We start from the raw sequence: 16,020 nt of genomic DNA on the forward strand, positions 1-16,020 counted from the left end.
GAAGTCACCGGGCTGCGGGAATCACCTGCAACAGCGGTTCGGGCTTCACGGCGATCTCGCCGGAGAAAGGGCGATCGTGCGAAAGAATCAGTAGCATGGTCGTTGCGAGGCTCGCGCAAAAAAGCCCGAGCGCGAGTGCGGATGTGAGCCGGTTTTCGCCATGCACTAGCGCGATCGCGAACACGAGGCACACGGCGAGAAAGCTCAGGCATAGCCATTTGATGCCGCTGACTTCGGACCGGCTCACCAGAATGCGCTCGCGGCGCGCTTCGAGCGCCTGCTCCAGCGATACCGTCAACTGGCGCTGCGCGGTCTGTTGTCCCGCCGTGTTCGCCGGCAGGGCGAGCGTGAACTGAAGCGCCTCGTTGAGCGTGGGCGGACTGATTTTCAGCGTGACCGCGCCCTGACGGGCGAACTCGCCGACGCGGTGCGCGCGCTCAAACGTGATGAAGGCGCGAATCTGCTGACTTTCGGAAGCGGCGAAACCGTGCGTCAACTGCTCGCGGCCGGCCTCGTCGACGAGCTTTGCCTGCTGATCTACCCCGTGATGCTGGGACGCGGCAAACGCTTGTTCGGCGACGACGCGCTCGCGTCCGCCTTCACGCTGGCGCACTCGGCGCGCACGCCCGGCGGCGTGCTCGTCACGCGCTATCTGCGCGATGGCAACGTGCGCACCGGCACGTTCGAATAAGCGATTGACGCTCGCAAACGCGCGGCGTCGCACCGGTCGATACCGCGCCGCCTGTGATTAAATGTGCTTTCCGTCCAGCCGATACATCGATCCGTCGTTTGTCCACGGAGCACATCCCGATGACGAGCACCTGGTTGCATAACCTTCCGTTGTGGCAGATGACGCTCGCGGTATTCGGCGCGACGGGCGCGGCAGGCGCGGCGGTCCATTTCGTGACGGGACGGCTCGCGGCCAGCGCGTATCGGCGCTCGTTCACCGCGCTTTCGCCCGGCCTGCTTTCGCCGATCGGCATCATCTTCGGCTTGCTCATCGCCTTCACCGCCGCGCAGGTCTGGAACGACACGGCGCGCGCCAACAACGCCGTGGACGCCGAAGCCGGCGCGCTGCGATCGGTCGTCGTGCTTTCCGCCGTGTTCCCGGAAGACGCGCAGACGCAGTTGCGAAAGCTGGTGCGGGAATACATCGAGTACACCGTCGGCACCGAATGGCCGATGATGGCGCGCATGACTGTTGCGCCAGTCGAGCGCGCCGGAGCGATGCGTGGCCACGTGCTTCGGTACGCGATTGAACACATCGGCGATGGCGCGGCTCTTCGAATCGGCGGAAACGTGCGGCCAGTGCGACGCGAATATGTCGTAGGTGCGACGCCCGAGCAGCAACTCGAACGGCTGCGCGAGCAGACTTTGCACGTGCTGGCCGATGGCTTCGTCGGCATAGGGAACGATCCAGCCGCCGAAACGGAAGTCGCCGCTTGCGTCTTCGGTCGGGCCGCCGGGAGCCTGAATCACGCCATCGACGCTGATGAAAATCGAAACGACGAGCTTGCGCATGAGTGTTCTCCGAGTCGATGGACGCGATCGGTCCATCGATACGACGAACGACCCGGACGGAAATCGACGAGCGCGGCGGCGTTCAGATCAGGCGCAGCACGATTCGGTGAAGCAGGCCCTGCAGATCGCGTCGCGTCGCAGACGAGGTGAATGTACAGAACGTCTTCCCGCACCCGATAGATGATCCGGTTCTTGCCGGCCAGCGCCTGCCGGAACGTGTCGTCGGCGAAACCTTCGAGTTCCGCGGGAGTGTGGCCGCTGCAAGTGCGCCGATGTCTGTTGCCATGTTTCCCGTCGATTACGCGCTCAATGCCCCAGTCCACTCGCCGCGATCTGCTGCTCGACATACTGCGCGAAGAGCGAGTGCATGCGCGTCGTCGGATGCAGGTCGTCGGCGAACATGTAGGTCTGGTCCGCGTCCGACGCGGCGTAGGTGGCCCGCGAGCAAAGCAGCGACGTGTCGTGCGGCGTCTTCGACGGGTTGCAGGCCTGGGCCGTGTTGGACACGGTGAAGCCGTTGGCCCGGTAATTCGCGATGGTCTGCGTCGTCCACGTATAGGAATCGATCACGATGACCTTGCCTTGCAGACCGTTGGCCTGCAACGCCGAAGTCAAGGTCGCGTTGAAAAGCTGCGAAAGTTGCGTGAGGTTGCCGCCGCCATCGGAGGACTGAATGCCGTCCGGCGATAGTCCGATGTTCGGCACGTTGACGAGCACCACATGCGCGGCCCCGCTCTGCACGATCTTCGCGACGAGTTGCGCGAGCGTGTTGGCGGCAGTCTGCACGGTCGCGGTCGCGGCGGGCGGGCTGCCGGCGCGAAGCACGTCGTTCGCGCCGGCCCAGACGAGCACGAGCTGGCTCGAATTGAAACTGCCGTGAGCGGACAGATAGCTCGAAATCTGCTGATTGACCGGCATTTCGACATCGCCGATTACATCGGTCAGGAACTGGTTCTGGTCGGCCGGCGTGGCGACTGTGGAGCCGCCTTGCGCGTAGCCCAAGCCGTTTTGCGGCTTCAACTCGTGCCCGAGGTTGATCGTGAACGCCGCGGTCAGCGTGTCGCCGTAATATTGCGCGACGTCCTGCGTCCAGACTTGTCCCGGATTGGTCGTGAAGCGCCCGCCGCCGACCACGCTTGCGATAGGCGCGTAGGTACCGACGTCCGACAGGCTGTCACCGAACGCCACGACTTGCAGCTTGACGCCGCCCGCCGGAGCAGTCGAGCCGCCTCCGCCCGAGTCGCTTCCGCCGCTGCCGCCGCATGAGGTAAGGAGTGCAATCAACGCGGCAGAAATTGCGCGGCGAATGCCGAATGTGATTCCGTCGTGGCGCATTGCTCCTCCGTCCCATCGTTGTCCGGGGCGGCTTTGCGCGCGGCGACGGGATGTCGTCCGGCGAGGAAGAACTCGCGGCCTCGGGTATCGATGGCAACGTAAAGCAAGAAAGATGCGCTTCGCATGGCGGCGAAACTCAGCGCGCTAGCGCCAGTAACCCGCCGCATAGTGCCGATAACCCCAGCCCGGATGTCCGCCCCAATATCCGACCGCGACCGACGGCGCGTACACGGGCGGCGGCGGCGCGTAATAGGCGACGGGCGGCGCATAGACGGGCATCGGAGCGAACGGCGCGACCGGAACCACGGGCGCGAAGGGCGCGACCGCCACGACAGGCGCGATGGGCACGACCGGCATCCCGACGCTCATGCCGACGAACACATGCGCCTGGGCGCTGCTCACCAGTCCGATTCCGAACGCCGTGGCAACGGCGACATATCCGATCTTGTTCATGATCCTTCTCCTGGAAACGCGGTGCGGCGTGAACGCGCATCGGTTGAGAAGGATTCTGGACGTCGGGAATGAGCGAAAAATGAGCGCGACGCCGCGCGCCCTCATTCGGTCCCGCAGCCGTTGCAGGTATTGTCGATGTACCTCGCCGCTTTCCCGTGCTCCGGCGGGCTGACCTGCATATAGCCGCCGTCGAGGATGTTGTGACGCACGACGTTGCGGCTGTAGTCGACGCCTCCCTCACCATTGGCCCCGCCCGTGATGTTGCCGCCGTTGACCATGCGGTTGCATTCGAGGACATTGCCGCCGGTGTCTTGCGTGGCGTCGTTGTTCTCGGGACCCATGCGGCAGTTGTCGGCGAGGTTGTAGGCCACGCGTCCGTTGATCGAGCCCACGAGCGCGATGCCGTAGAGCGGGCAGTTGGCGAACGAGTTGAACACCAGCACGGCTCCGGTGCCGCCGCCCTGGCCTTCGGTCTGGAACATCGACTGGCCGAAGAAATCGCGGAAGCTGTTGCCCGCGAGGACGAAGTTGTCGACCGCGCCGTTGGTCTGGACCGGAATATCGTATTCGCCGGGACGATCCCATTCGCGGATGCGGGTCGGATTCGCGCCCGCGAAGTTGCAGCCGACGAGACTGTTTCCCGTCGACGGGCCTTCATAGTTGAACATGTTGCCGTTGCTGCGGATCGTCTTCCTGAGCGTCACACCCGGTTCGCACTGGATATGCCGGTTGCTCGCCGTGACGACGACCGTGTGATTGAGCAGATAGGTGCCGGCGGGCACGAGCACGTCGCCGGCATCGACGGCGGCCTGGAACGCCTTGGTGTCGTCGGTCTTGCCGTCGCCTGTCGCGCCGAACGCCTTCGGACTGCGCGGGTCGATCAGAGTGGGCGGCGTGAACGACGTCTGCGGGCAACTCGACGTGGCCGGGACCGGCGAACTCGTCAGGCTGGCGCGGTGGCCGCCGTTGTCGCTCTCGTTTCTAAGGCGGTGCCACCAGCGCACGAAGGTTTGCCAGTTCAGCCGGTCCAGAACCCGGCCGTCGTCCCAAACCGCGTAGACCGTCTGGACATGCTGCGTCACGCGGGGCGTGTTGATCGCGAGCACGGAAACGACAATCATTATTACAACAACCCAAATGGATTTCTTCATTTACCTTCCGTGCACGCTTGCGTATTCACGACGACGAGGCGCCGGCATGCCGGCGCGCAACGGCAACTCTCGCACGTTACGAACGTGGACTTCTGCACGGTAGCGCACCCGGCGAGTGCGCAAAATACCCGTGCGTGCCCGCATGATCGTGCGTAATGACGCTGGCATGGGCGCTGGCATCGGCCCGCGCCGGTGGCGTGGCGAACAGTTCGCCTCCGCCGTTTGATGCACTCTCCCCCGGTGCGCAAGGTAGCAATCGATCTTGCGCGGATCGAGGTCAAATTGCCGGAGGGGAAGTGCTGACCGCAACAGTGCAATCGCTAAGAGAACGTCTGCTCGGGGTTCATCAGGATCACAAGCGCATCGCGAGGAGCGCGTTCGTCCTGCTGTTATTCGTGCTTGCCGGGAAGTTGATCGGCGCATCGAAGGAAATGGCGATCGCGTATCGATACGGCGTCAGCGGCACCGTCGATGCCTATCAACTCGCGCTCACGATGGTCACGTGGCTGCCCGCGACGATCACGAATCAGTTGAGCGTGCTGCTCGTGCCCGCGCTCGTCGCGCTCAGAAACGACAAGCCGCAGCAGAACCGGCTTCTCAGCGAACTCGAAGGCGCGGGGCTTGCCATCGGCGTCGTGGTTTCCCTGCTGCTGTATTTTTTCTGGCCGCACATGGTCGGCTTCTTCTCGGGAACGCTCGCCGAATCGACGCGCGAGATGTGCCGGCAAATGGTCGTCGGGATGACGCCGGTCGGCGTGCTGGCGTTCACGATCTGTATCTCGGCGGCGCGGCTCCAGGCATCGGAAAGGCACATCAACACGCTGCTGGAATGCGTGCCGGCCATTGCGTTGCTGATCTTCGTGCTGAGCCCGCGCGACAACACGTCGATCATGCCGCTCATCGTGGGCACGACCATCGGCATCGTGATTCAGGCCGTGTGGCTGCGCATACTCGCCAAACGCGCCGATGGCGTGCCCGCGCGCCCGCGCCTGTCGTTTCGCGCGCCGCAATGGCCGGGCATGACGCGCTCGCTCGGCATGTTGCTGATCGGCTCGGTGGTGGCGAATCTGTGGCTTCCCGTCGATCAATACTTCATGGCGCATATGGGCGACGGCGCCATCGCCACGCTCGGCTATGCGAACCGGTTGCTCTCGCTGCTCGTGAGCATGGGCGCGATCGCCATCAGCCGCGCGACCTTGCCGATTCTTTCCGAAATCCTGCATCGCGGCGATCATGCGCGCGCGCGCAGCACGGCGCGCAAATGGTCGTTCGTGATGCTGGGCGTGGGCACGGTCGGCGCGGTGATCGCCTATGCCCTTGCGCCATTCGCGATCAAGCTGCTCTTCCAGAAGGGCGCTTTCACGAGCGAGGACACGATTGCCGTCACGAGCCTGTTCCGCTGCGGACTTTCACAGATACCGTTTTCATTCGGGATGTGCGTGCTGATCCAGTTGTTCGCGAGCGAGGCGCGCTACCGGGCCATCACGATCATTTCGGTGCTGGGCTTCGCGACCAAGCTGGCCGCCAATGCAGTCCTGATCCGCTTTTATGGAACGCTAGGCGTGCCGCTCGGCACCGGAGTCGGCGCGGCAGCCGTCTTCGCCTGCTATTTCGTCTGGACGCGCTACGCGCCGCTTTATACGGGCAATGGCAAGGAAGGTTCAGGCAGCGAGTAAATCTCGTCGATCGTCGGCCGCTCCGTTGTGGCGAGCGGCCGACGATCCGTGCGCCGGTTCTACGCGCCCCGAACCATGACGCGATGACCGCGCCGCCGCACTTCGGGTTCGCCCTCCGCGCTGTAGTCCCGGTCGAGCGCGGCGGCGGCGGCGGACACACCCGGTTCCTCGATGACGCCCGCATGGTTGCCCGGCACTTCCGCAACTGTCAGCCCCTTGCGCGCGATCTTGCGATAGAGCGGCAGCGGATCGCCCCGGTCATTCTCGCGCGAAGCCGCCCGCACGTAGACGATCCGGCCGCCTTCATACGGCTTCGGCCGATAATTGTTCATCGCGGCGCGGAACGTGTCGCGCATGCGCCGCAACACCGGCGGCATGGGATCGGCGGTTGGCGCTGGCTGCGCTCGCGGCACGCGGCCGAGCCGCATCGCCACTCTGTTCGCGGCGGCTGAAAACTTGGCGCTCGCGAAACCCACGCGCTCCCGTGGCGACATGCTCGCGACCGTCTTCAACAACCGGCTCGCATATTCGCGCCGGAATGAGAGCAACGCGAAGAACGGCAGCCAGCGTTCCTGCACGTAGGTGTCGAGCAGGCACACGAATTCCGTCTGCTCGCCCGCGCCGAACAATTGCTGCGCGATTTCGAGCGCGATGAGTCCGCCGAAGGAGAATCCGGCGAGCGCATACGGCCCGTTCGGCTGAACCTTGCGAATCTGCTCGACGTAAGTCTTCGCCATGTCCTCGACGCGGCGTTGCGGCGCGGTTTCGCCATCCAGCCCGAGCGCTTGCAGGCCGTACACCGGGCGCTCTTTGCGCATGCTGCCGATCAGCCGCGTGCATTCGAGCACCGATCCCGTCACGCTGTGTACGAGAAAGAGCGGCGCGCCTTCGCCTTCGCGCATCGGCACGAGCAGTTCCGATGTCTGCGGCAGCGCGCCGTTGTCGATCACATCGGCGAGTTTCGCGATGGTCGGCGCGCGCAACATGGTCGCGAGCGGAATCGGCCGGCCGACGATCGGTTGCAGTTCCGCGAGCAGACGCGCCGCAAGCAGCGAATGTCCGCCGAGTTCGAAGAAATTGTCGTCGCGCCCGATCGGGGCGAACGCGAAGAGCTGCTCCCATTTCATCTGCAACAGCCGCTCCAGTTCCTCGCGCGTGGCGTAGCTCTGCGGCTGGTTGCCGGATCGCGGTTGCAGCGCCGGATGCAGGCGGATTGCATCGAGCGATGCGGGATTGCGCAGCGCGGCGGCGTTGGTCACGTCTAGTCCGTTGACCGCATTGCGCACCGCGGCTTCCGTGAGCTTGCCGCTATGCGTGACCGGCAGATCGTCGACGGCCGCGATCACATCGGGCACATGCGCGGCCGACGCGCGCCGCACGAGATCGCGGCGGATGCGCGCGATCAGCGTGCCCGTGAGCCGCGCGCCGGCTTTAAGGGTGACGAGCAGCACGAGCCGCTCGCCGACAGGATTGCCCGGCGCATCGACTCCGGCGGTGTCACGCACGCGCTGCTGAACGACGATGCCCTCGCGAATCTCGGGGATGTCGTTGAGCACGCGATAAATCTCCCCCGGCCCGACATTGATGCCGCGCACGACGAGCACGCCGTCGCTGCGGCCGTGCATACGCGCCGTGCCTTCCGGCGGAAACTCGATCTGGTCGCCATGCGTCCATACGCCGGCATTGGCGCTGAAATAAGCCTTGTGAAAGCGCTCGCCATCCGGATCGTTGAGGAATCCGAGCGGCCGCGACGGAAACGGATTCACGCACACCAGTTCGCCTACGCCTTGCGCGCGCGCACCGTCGCGCCACGCCTGCACGTCGAATGCGAGACTCTTGCACTGCGCTTCGCCCGCGTACACGGGAAGGTCCGGATTGCCGAGCACGAAGCAGCCGAGGATGTCGGTGCCGCCGGAAATCGACTGAAGCCGCAACGGTTTCACGTTGTCGCGAACCCATTCGAACTGCGCGTCGAAGAGGATCGCGCCGGTCGACATCATCGAGCGAAGGGCGCTCAAATCGAACTCACGCGATGGCACGAGCCCGGCGTCCTCGCACATCTTCAGATAGGCGGGACTCGTGCCGAACACGTTGACGCGCTCTTCGGCGACGAGCCGCCACAACGTATCGACCGATGCTATCGGCCCGTCGTAGGTCACGACTTCGACGCCCGACGCGAGCGCGGACATCTGCCAGTTCCACATCATCCACGCGCAACTCGTGTGGAAGAACATACGATCGCCGGGACGAAGATCGCAATGCAGCCGATGTTCCTTCAGATGCTCGATCAGACTCCCGCCCGTACCATGCACGATGCATTTGGGCTTGCCTGTCGTGCCCGACGAGAACATCACGAAGAGCGGATGGTTGAAGCCGAAGCGTTTCCATTCGAGGCGCTCCGGATCGCCGGCCGCGCAGAGCGCGTTGAGCGAGTGGACGGGCGGCGCGGCGCGCACCGCCGACGGATCGCCGTCGATGCAGACGATGCCCGCGAGCGAAGGCAGCGCGTCGGCGAGCATCGCCATCTTCGCGGCGAGCGGCGTGCCGGTGTCGAACGGCTGCGCGGCGGTGTGCGCGAACAGGAAGCGCGGTTCGAGTTGCGTGAAGCGGTCGAGCAGCGTCTCGATGCCCATCTCGGGCGCGGCGGTGGACAGCGTCGCGCCGATCGCGGTCACGGCAAGCGCGGTGACGATCGCATCGGCATCGTTGCGCATCGCGCCCGCGACGCGGTCGCCTTCGCGCAAGCCGAGTTGCATGAGCGCGTCGGCCAGGCGAGCCGCGCGCGCGCGCAACTCGCCGCGCGTGAGACGCACGCGGCGTCCATCGGCGTGACAGGCGGTGAGCGCGGGCGCGTCGGCGGGCGCGATCGAGAACCCGAGAAGATTCTCGGCGTAGTTCAGATTGACGTCGGGAAAGAAACTCGCGTGTTCGCAGCTATCGCCGACGCATACGGGCTCGGCTTTGCCCGACCATTCCAATCCGGGCGTGCATTGCATGAAGCACTTCCAGAATTCCCGGTATTCCCGGGTCGAGAAGTTATGCAATTCGCTATAGCTTTTGAATGACTGACCAGTGTGTGCCTGCAGCGCCGCGGTGAATGCGCTTATCTGCGACGGTGTGGTGCGGACGGTCTCCTGGTCGAAAATCGGCAGACGCGACTTCGCCTCGCTGGGCGATTGCGAACGATCCATGAAATGCTCCCTCAGCGGTTATGGCAATACCTTTGTGCCGTCGGTTTGCCTTTTTATTTTTGAATCTTTGAATTGTGGTGGGCGCTTCGGACGCTCTTGAATTGTTAAGGTCCGTTTCCGGGCGGACCGCTGTCATCGACGATGAAGCGTAGCCAGCCAGATCGTCCGATAATGTGCGGAGAGAAACAAAAGTCGTCGGCTGACTGACGGAGCGTGCCGGGATTCGGTAGGAATGACGTGACCATTGAAGCCAATTGAATGGTTGATAGCTTGTCGACAAACCGCGCAGGCGCATTTCATCGCATGACGAAACACGCCTGCCGCTATGCTTTATTCGCGCGCGTTGCATTTACTTCTGCGCGATAACTTCCTCTTCTTCGATGCGCGCGTCGCTCAGATGCCGTTCGAGCAATTCGTTCAACTGCGCCATGTCCTCGCGGTAATACCGCGCGAGTTCATGAAGTCCGGCTTCGGCGCCTTGGTCGATGGCGCGCCCGAATTGTTCGTCGTTAGGCGGCGCGACAGGAAAGCGCGTTTGCCGCGCCGTCACGCCGAAGTCGTGCATCAAGCGTTGAAGAATGCCGCCGGCCACGAACTGTTCGAGCGGAAATTCGATGAGACGAAGCTTGTCCAGCCACATCGGCCATTCCCATTTGGGGATCTTCGACTTGATGATGGGAACGTCGAGAATGAACTGGCTCGTCATGCATCGCGACGAACGCCGCCCTAGCGCGTCGATTGCGGCCGCCCCCAGTTGAATGATCGACGTCGCGCCCGAAAGCTCGACGATGTAATTCGTCCACAAGATCGACCACCATGCCGCGTTGCGCATCTCCACCTGTCGCGCGGGCGGCGCGAGCCAGACGCCGGTGTTCAGGAAATAGGCGTCGAGTTTCTTGAGCGCGAGCCTGCCTGCGGGCGTGTCGTCGAATCCCGCATACGGCGACGGCAGCGCGGCGATTCCCGTCAGGTTGATGTCGAACCAGTGGTGCCACGTCGAGTCGGCGGAGATGCGCCCGACATCGACGTTGTGTCCGTCATAGGCCGAAATCACGCCGATCTCCTGGCCGTGCTTCGTCGCGGCCGGGTCCTTGATCCTGCCCCAGGCGATGACTTCGGGCGGCTCCTGATAGCCGGCTTTCGACGGCCAGTCCGGATCGCCGGGCACGGGCGTGGGCGCGAGCGCTTCGCCTTCGTGCTCGTGATCGCAAAGCACGTCGATGGGTCCGTCCGGCCCGCACAGCAGCGGATGCGGCCGCGTGCGCAAGAACGCTCCCGTTTGGCTCACGACATAACGCCTGTAGCGGATTTGCTGCGGCGTGTCGTCGGACTGATCGTCGAAGTCATAGGTCGTGTTCGTGTCCGGGCCCTCGACGATTGTCGTGTTCCAGCCGGGCGCGATGGAGTCGGGCGCCGGATACAGACGCATTTTTCCCGCGCGGCGAATCTGTCCGGCAATCGCACGGCCGAGACTGGCATGGTCGCCGGTTGCGAGCACGCCGCCTTGCTTCGGCGCGGCCATGAACGTGTCGAGCAGCGTCAGTTCGTCCGGTGTGAGGTCCGGGATGGAGTTCTGCCCGAAGAACCAGATCTCGTCATAGTTGTTCATGATGTCGAGGTCGGTCAGCTTCTTCGCGCCCTGGATCGTCGCGGTGGGATCGGTTCCGTCACGGTGCACGAACGAAACGGAGAAGTGGACATACGTGTAGGCGCGGCTCTTCAGCAGGTTGTAGACATACTGCATGCCCAGAAACGAGCCGCCCTGCAAATGCACGCCGCCGTCCGCATAGATAAGCAGACGAACGTTCGACGGTCGCCGCCACCACGGGAAATACTTGTCCCAGTCGACGATGCCCCAGCGTTCTCGGATCGACGATCGGATAACATCGATATCTGAAAATACGTTGGCCATGACGTTCTCCTCGAAAGTCCCATCGAGCGATTGCACGAGGCGACAGATTGGAGAACGAATGACCTTCGAATGTTTTTCAAAAAGCTTTCGAAAAAATGGGTTATTGTTAGCGGAAAAGCAATCGGCATCCTAAGAAAATGATCTATTAATAAAGTATTCGTCAGGTCAGCGTAAGCATGGATTCGACTGCTCGAAACGATAACTTCCGCACGGACAGCCGCGCGCGAACATCGTGTAATTTCGTTTGAAAAGAAAATCCGAAGGCAACATGCATTTTCCGGCAAGAAGAAAATTCATCTCGCTCGCGCTGGCTGCAAGCGTGGGCGGCGTGATAGCGACCCGCGCACTGGAACACGATGACGAACGCGCCGACGGCGTCGCCTATGGCAACGCGCCCCGCGAGCGGCTCGATGTTTATGCCCCCGATTCCCGCGCGGGCGCGAGCCGCCCGGTCGTCGTGTATTTCTACGGCGGAGGTTGGCAAAGCGGTCATCGGACGGATTCGCGCGATGTCGCGCAAGCGCTCGCCGCGCACGGCATCGTGACGGTCGCGCCGGATTACCGCATCTATCCGGACGCCGTTTTTCCGGGATTCCTCGATGACGCCGCCACCGCCGTGCGCTGGACCCGCGATCACGCGCGCGAATTCGGCGGCGATCCGGCACGCATCTTCCTGATGGGGCATTCCTCCGGCGCGCACATGGCCGCCATGCTCGCGACCGATCCGCGCTATCTCGCCGCGCAAGGTATCGCGAATACTTCGCTTGCCGGGATGATCGGACTCGCCGGCCCCTACGCCGCCATCCCGACGAGCGACCCCCACATGGACGAGATCTTTCCGGCGGCGCTGCGCGCGGGCGCGTTGCCCATCGCGTTCATCTCGGGACACGAGCCGCCGATGCTGCTCGCCGCGGGCACCGCCGATACCGATGTCGATCCGCGCAACAGCGACCGCTTCGCAGAGGCGCTGCGCGCGCATCATGACGTCGTCGAACTGAAGAAATATGCGGGATACGGCCACGATACGATCATCGAATCGTTCTCGGCGGCGCGGCGCAAAGACTCGCCCGTTCTCGCCGATGTCACCGCGTTCATCGGCGCGCACTGAGCCTGGCCGCGTCGGTCCGCCGCACGTGTGCTCCAGCGAAACACTTGATGCAGGTCAACCGTTGATGGTGCGGCGATCCTTAAAGTGATGCAAGGCTCGCGCAAGCGAACCCATGCGCCGCACGCGCATGGCCACATCAATCGACCTCCGGAGCACATGATGCAAGCACGCGATGTAATGACTTCCCCCGTCGTTTCCGTCACGCCCGAAACGAAGGTGCATGACCTGGCGCAGTTGCTGGTGCAGCACCGTATCAGCGCCGCGCCCGTCGTCGATCAGGAGGAGCGCGTCGTCGGCATGGTGAGCGAGGGCGATTTGCTTCATCGCGAGGAAATCGGCACCGAAAAGCGCAACCGCCGCTCGTGGTGGCTCGACATGCTCGGCAACGATGGCGGCGCGGCCGACTACATCAAGTCGCATGCGCCGACGGTCGGCGAGATCATGACGCGCGAACCCATTTGCGTGAAAGAAGACACGTCGCTCGCCGACATCGCCGCGGTGCTCGAAAGCCATCACATCAAGCGCGTGCCGGTGCTGCGCGAGGGCCGTCTCGTCGGCATCGTCAGCCGCTCGAATCTGGTGCAGGCGCTGGCTTCGGCGCTCGCCGTGGAAGCCTCGCCCGGCGCGCTCGCAAGCGATGCCGAAATTCGCGCGATGCTGATGGGCGATCTCACGGGACGCGGCTGGGCGTTTCCGGGACGCAATATCGTCGTGCGCGAAGGCGTGGTGCATTTGTGGGGCACGGTGTGGTCGAGGGATCAACTCGATGCAATGCGGATTGCGTCGCAAAGCATTCCGGGCGTGAAGGGCGTGGAAGATCACACGATTCCGTATCCGATCATGCCGGGTCTCTGAGCAAACGCGCGGTCTGAGATGAAGCGTCGGAGCTTGTCGGGCAGGCGCTGGCGCTTTTCGAACCGTTTTCTGCGGCGATCTTCATCGCGTTCAGGCCGCGTCTTGCGCCGCCATCCGACTTGCCTTCCCGCCTCCCAACATACGGGACGACCCGAATTGCCGTGGATAGTCACCAGGCCCTACTATCAAATCCCGCTGTTATCGCGGCCAGAGGTACCCCGGGGTCATGTGTCCTGAAGCGCGCACTGAAATCATCGTGCCGCTTCGCCTGCAGCCGACGCATACCTACATCAGTTATTCAAAAGATCGGGAGACAGGTATGCTCAGCGCCCACGAATTCGCAACCCTCATGCTCGTCAAGGATGCCGCCGACCAGATCGTCGACCGGCACGAACTCGATACGCTTCTCGAACGTCAACTGGTCGCGATGGAGCAACTCGTGAGCGGCGCGCGGCTGCCGCGCATCACGGAAGATGGCGATCTGCTGCTGCGTGCCGTGCGGCGTATTCATTGATTCGTCGAGCGGGTGCGACGACTCGAACTTGCTTTCGCTATCGATCGCTCGGCATATCGTCTCTGCACGCCAGAGAACGATATCGGCTAGCTAAATAAGTCGCGATCCTAAGCAAGGTATTGAGACTTGAAAGGGAACGCTGGCTTTGCGCCGGTGCGTATCGACACGATCGCTCGCGAGAGGACCGTGTCGAAGCCGATTCAAGGTTAGGCGAAACTGAATGCGCCGCGAGGCGGCAATGCGCACGTCACCGTTGCGGCGCGCCCTCCCAGGCGGGCAGCGTCGCGCCGTGGTACACGCTCAGGATCGACGAAGCGACATTGGCCTGCTGATAACTTTCCACGAGCGTCTTGACCCAAGGCGCCTGCGCATCCTTCGCATTGACCGCGATGAAGTTGCGATACGGATTGCTCTGCATCTTCTCCTGCGCGATGCGTTCCTTCTGAATATCGATTCCCGCCTTGATCGCCCAGTCTGTGTTGACGACGGCCGCATCGACATCGCTGATCGCGCGGCCCACGATGCCCGCGTCCAGTTCCTTGATCTGCACGTGCTTGGGGTTGCTGGCGATATCGCGCGCGGTCGGCAACAGGCCGACGTTATCGCGCAGCTTGATCACGCCATTGGCCTGCAATAGCAGCAGCGCCCGGCCTTCGTTGCTCGGATCGTTCGGCACGCCGACAGCGGCGTTCTGCGGCAATGCATCGACCGATTTCCATTTGCGCGAATACAGGCCGATCGGCTGCACGTAGGTGTAGCCCACGGGCACGATATCGTAATGGCGCGCCTGAATTTGCGCATCGAGATAAGGCTTGTGCTGGAACGAGTTGGCGTCGAGGTCGTGCTGCGCGAGCGCTTCGTTCGGTTGCGTGTAATCGGAGAAGGTCGTGACCTTGACGGTGATGCCATGCTTCGCCGCGTTGGCCGCCACGGCGCGCCACACATCCTCGTCTTCGCCAGACATGATGCCGACGCGCACCGTCTGATTCGCCGCGAGCGACGGCTGTGCGCTCACGACGCCGCACGCGAGCAGGATCGAGAACAGAGTGGCTTTGAATGGATGCTTGATCTTCATGGATGCGGACGCCGCTGATTGAGAAAGCGTGATGCTAGAGGCGCGGGCGTGGCGCGACAAATAATATCGGGCACTATCGATATGCTGAATGGATAACAATCGAATAACAAGCGAATAACAAGCGCCGCGCGCACTATCGATATCACGATTTCTCGTTTAGCCCATAAGACGCGCGTTGTTAACATCGGCAGCATTGGCATCGGTAAGTATGCCTTCGCTCAACGAGGAAACACGCATGTCCGACCGCACGAACAAGCCCTTCGATTCCGCGCGCCGCCGCACGCTGTTCAAGCTCGCCGCTCTCGGCGCGGGGCTATCGAGCGGACTCGCGGCGGGCATCGCGCAGGCCGCCGATGCGCCGAAGACCTTGCGCATCGGCTATCAAAAGTATGGCAACTTCGTGGTGCTCAAGGCGCGCGGGTCGCTGGACAAGCGCCTTGCCGCGCAAGGCGTCACCGTGCAATGGCTCGAATTCCCCGCCGGGCCGCAACTCCTCGAAGGACTGAACGCGGGCGCGGTCGATATCGGCACGGTCGGCGAAACGCCGCCGATCTTCGCGCAGGCCGCGGGCGTCGATTTCGTGTATATCGGCCACGAGCCGCCCGCGCCGCACGCCGAGGCTATCGTCGTGCCGAAGGATTCGGGCGTCCATTCCGTTGCCGAATTGCGCGGCAAGAAAGTTGCGCTGAATAAAGGATCGAATGTGCACTACCTGCTGGTCGAGGCGCTCAGAAAGTCCAACCTCGCCTGGTCCGATATTCAGCCTGTCTATCTCGCGCCCGCCGATGCCCGCGCCGCCTTCGTGCAAGGCAGCATCGATGCATGGGCGATCTGGGACCCGTATCTCGCCGCCGCCGAAAAGCAGGCGAACGCGCGTCAACTCACCGACGCGAACGGCATCGTGCGCAACGTGCAGTACTACCTCGCGACGCGCAAGATCGCGACGGCGCAGCCGCAACTGGTGCACGCGGTGCTCGAAGAACTCGATCAGGTCGACCGCTGGGCGCGCGATAACGTGCCGGCTGTGGCCGCGCAATTGTCGCCGCTCGTCGGGCTCGATAGTGGCATCCTCGAAACGGCGCTCGGACGCACGTCGTATGGCGTGCAATCGATCGATCCGGCCACGCTCGCCTATCAGCAACAGATCGCCGATACCTTCACGAGCCTCAAGCTGATTCCGAAGAAGCTCGACGTGACCGAGGCGCGCTGGAACGTCGCCTGACGCGGCG

General features: G+C 63.3%; 12 protein-coding genes and 3 pseudogenes. 7 read left to right on the top strand and 8 right to left on the bottom strand.

All coding sequences use genetic code 11. The annotated features are described in order from the left end of the window. Positions 1-4: 4 nt before the first annotated feature. Positions 5-496 (bottom strand): bestrophin-like domain, encoded by a 492-nt coding sequence (locus AWB82_RS15160; protein WP_235023302.1) that lies wholly within the window; start codon positions 494-496, stop codon positions 5-7. Between AWB82_RS15160 and AWB82_RS15165 the strand changes: the two are divergent. Together AWB82_RS15165 and AWB82_RS39340 are read left to right on the top strand one after the other, a co-directional pair. Next, a pseudogene (locus AWB82_RS15165) lies at positions 401-691 on the top strand (dihydrofolate reductase family protein); the annotation flags it as partial. The gene AWB82_RS15160 and the pseudogene AWB82_RS15165 overlap by 96 nt on opposite strands. Before the next feature lie 158 nt (positions 692-849). Next, positions 850-1,191: pseudogene (locus tag AWB82_RS39340) on the top strand (bestrophin-like domain); the annotation flags it as partial. On the opposite strand, the pseudogene AWB82_RS15175 reads toward AWB82_RS39340, so the two are convergent. The 4 genes and pseudogenes from AWB82_RS15175 to AWB82_RS15195 all read right to left on the bottom strand — a co-directional run. Next, positions 1,192-1,521: pseudogene (locus tag AWB82_RS15175) on the bottom strand (dihydrofolate reductase family protein); the annotation flags it as partial. It abuts the pseudogene before it with no gap. Positions 1,522-1,827: 306 nt separating this feature from the next. Continuing rightward, positions 1,828-2,856, bottom strand: a complete 1,029-nt coding sequence (locus tag AWB82_RS15185) for an SGNH/GDSL hydrolase family protein (RefSeq protein ID WP_086968445.1) — start codon at positions 2,854-2,856, stop codon at positions 1,828-1,830. Positions 2,857-3,000: 144 nt separating this feature from the next. After that, positions 3,001-3,309, bottom strand: a complete 309-nt coding sequence (locus AWB82_RS37645; RefSeq protein ID WP_086968448.1) for a hypothetical protein — start codon at positions 3,307-3,309, stop codon at positions 3,001-3,003. Between the two features lie 101 nt (positions 3,310-3,410). Continuing rightward, a complete protein-coding gene (locus tag AWB82_RS15195; protein ID WP_235023303.1) occupies positions 3,411-4,460 on the bottom strand; it encodes a glycoside hydrolase family 55 protein in 1,050 nt (349 codons plus the stop codon). 296 nt (positions 4,461-4,756) lie between these two features. Between AWB82_RS15195 and murJ the strand changes: the two genes are divergently transcribed. Further along, positions 4,757-6,136 (top strand): murein biosynthesis integral membrane protein MurJ, encoded by a 1,380-nt coding sequence (murJ, locus tag AWB82_RS15200; RefSeq protein WP_086968453.1) that lies wholly within the window; start codon positions 4,757-4,759, stop codon positions 6,134-6,136. A gap of 59 nt (positions 6,137-6,195) precedes the next feature. On the opposite strand, the gene AWB82_RS15205 is transcribed toward murJ, so the two are convergent. Both AWB82_RS15205 and AWB82_RS15210 read right to left on the bottom strand, forming a co-directional pair. Then, positions 6,196-9,327 carry an acetoacetate--CoA ligase gene (locus AWB82_RS15205; protein WP_086968456.1) on the bottom strand — a complete coding sequence of 1,044 codons (3,132 nt, stop codon included), beginning with the start codon at positions 9,325-9,327 and terminating at the stop codon, positions 6,196-6,198. 349 nt (positions 9,328-9,676) lie between these two features. Further along, complete coding sequence (locus AWB82_RS15210) at positions 9,677-11,239, bottom strand: hypothetical protein (protein WP_086968458.1); 1,563 nt, start codon at positions 11,237-11,239, stop codon at positions 9,677-9,679. 268 nt (positions 11,240-11,507) lie between these two features. Here AWB82_RS15210 and AWB82_RS15215 point away from each other — a divergent pair, with 268 nt between their 5' ends. From AWB82_RS15215 to AWB82_RS15225, 3 genes are all read left to right on the top strand, one after another. Further along, positions 11,508-12,347: an alpha/beta hydrolase gene (locus AWB82_RS15215; RefSeq protein WP_086968461.1), complete on the top strand. Its 840-nt coding sequence runs from the start codon at positions 11,508-11,510 to the stop codon at positions 12,345-12,347. Between the two features lie 159 nt (positions 12,348-12,506). Continuing rightward, positions 12,507-13,202 carry a CBS domain-containing protein gene (locus AWB82_RS15220; protein ID WP_086968634.1) on the top strand — a complete coding sequence of 232 codons (696 nt, stop codon included), beginning with the start codon at positions 12,507-12,509 and terminating at the stop codon, positions 13,200-13,202. A gap of 319 nt (positions 13,203-13,521) precedes the next feature. Then, positions 13,522-13,716, top strand: a complete 195-nt coding sequence (locus AWB82_RS15225) for a hypothetical protein (RefSeq protein ID WP_086968463.1) — start codon at positions 13,522-13,524, stop codon at positions 13,714-13,716. Positions 13,717-13,963: 247 nt separating this feature from the next. On the opposite strand, the gene AWB82_RS15230 is transcribed toward AWB82_RS15225, so the two are convergent. Then, positions 13,964-14,791, bottom strand: a complete 828-nt coding sequence (locus AWB82_RS15230) for a MetQ/NlpA family ABC transporter substrate-binding protein (protein WP_086968466.1) — start codon at positions 14,789-14,791, stop codon at positions 13,964-13,966. Between the two features lie 235 nt (positions 14,792-15,026). Between AWB82_RS15230 and AWB82_RS15235 the strand changes: the two genes are divergently transcribed. Then, complete coding sequence (locus AWB82_RS15235; RefSeq protein WP_086968467.1) at positions 15,027-16,013, top strand: sulfonate ABC transporter substrate-binding protein; 987 nt, start codon at positions 15,027-15,029, stop codon at positions 16,011-16,013. The last annotated feature ends 7 nt before the right edge of the window (positions 16,014-16,020 follow it).

Origin of the sequence: Caballeronia glebae (assembly GCF_001545035.1) — a bacterium.
Lineage (GTDB): Bacteria > Pseudomonadota > Gammaproteobacteria > Burkholderiales > Burkholderiaceae > Caballeronia > Caballeronia glebae.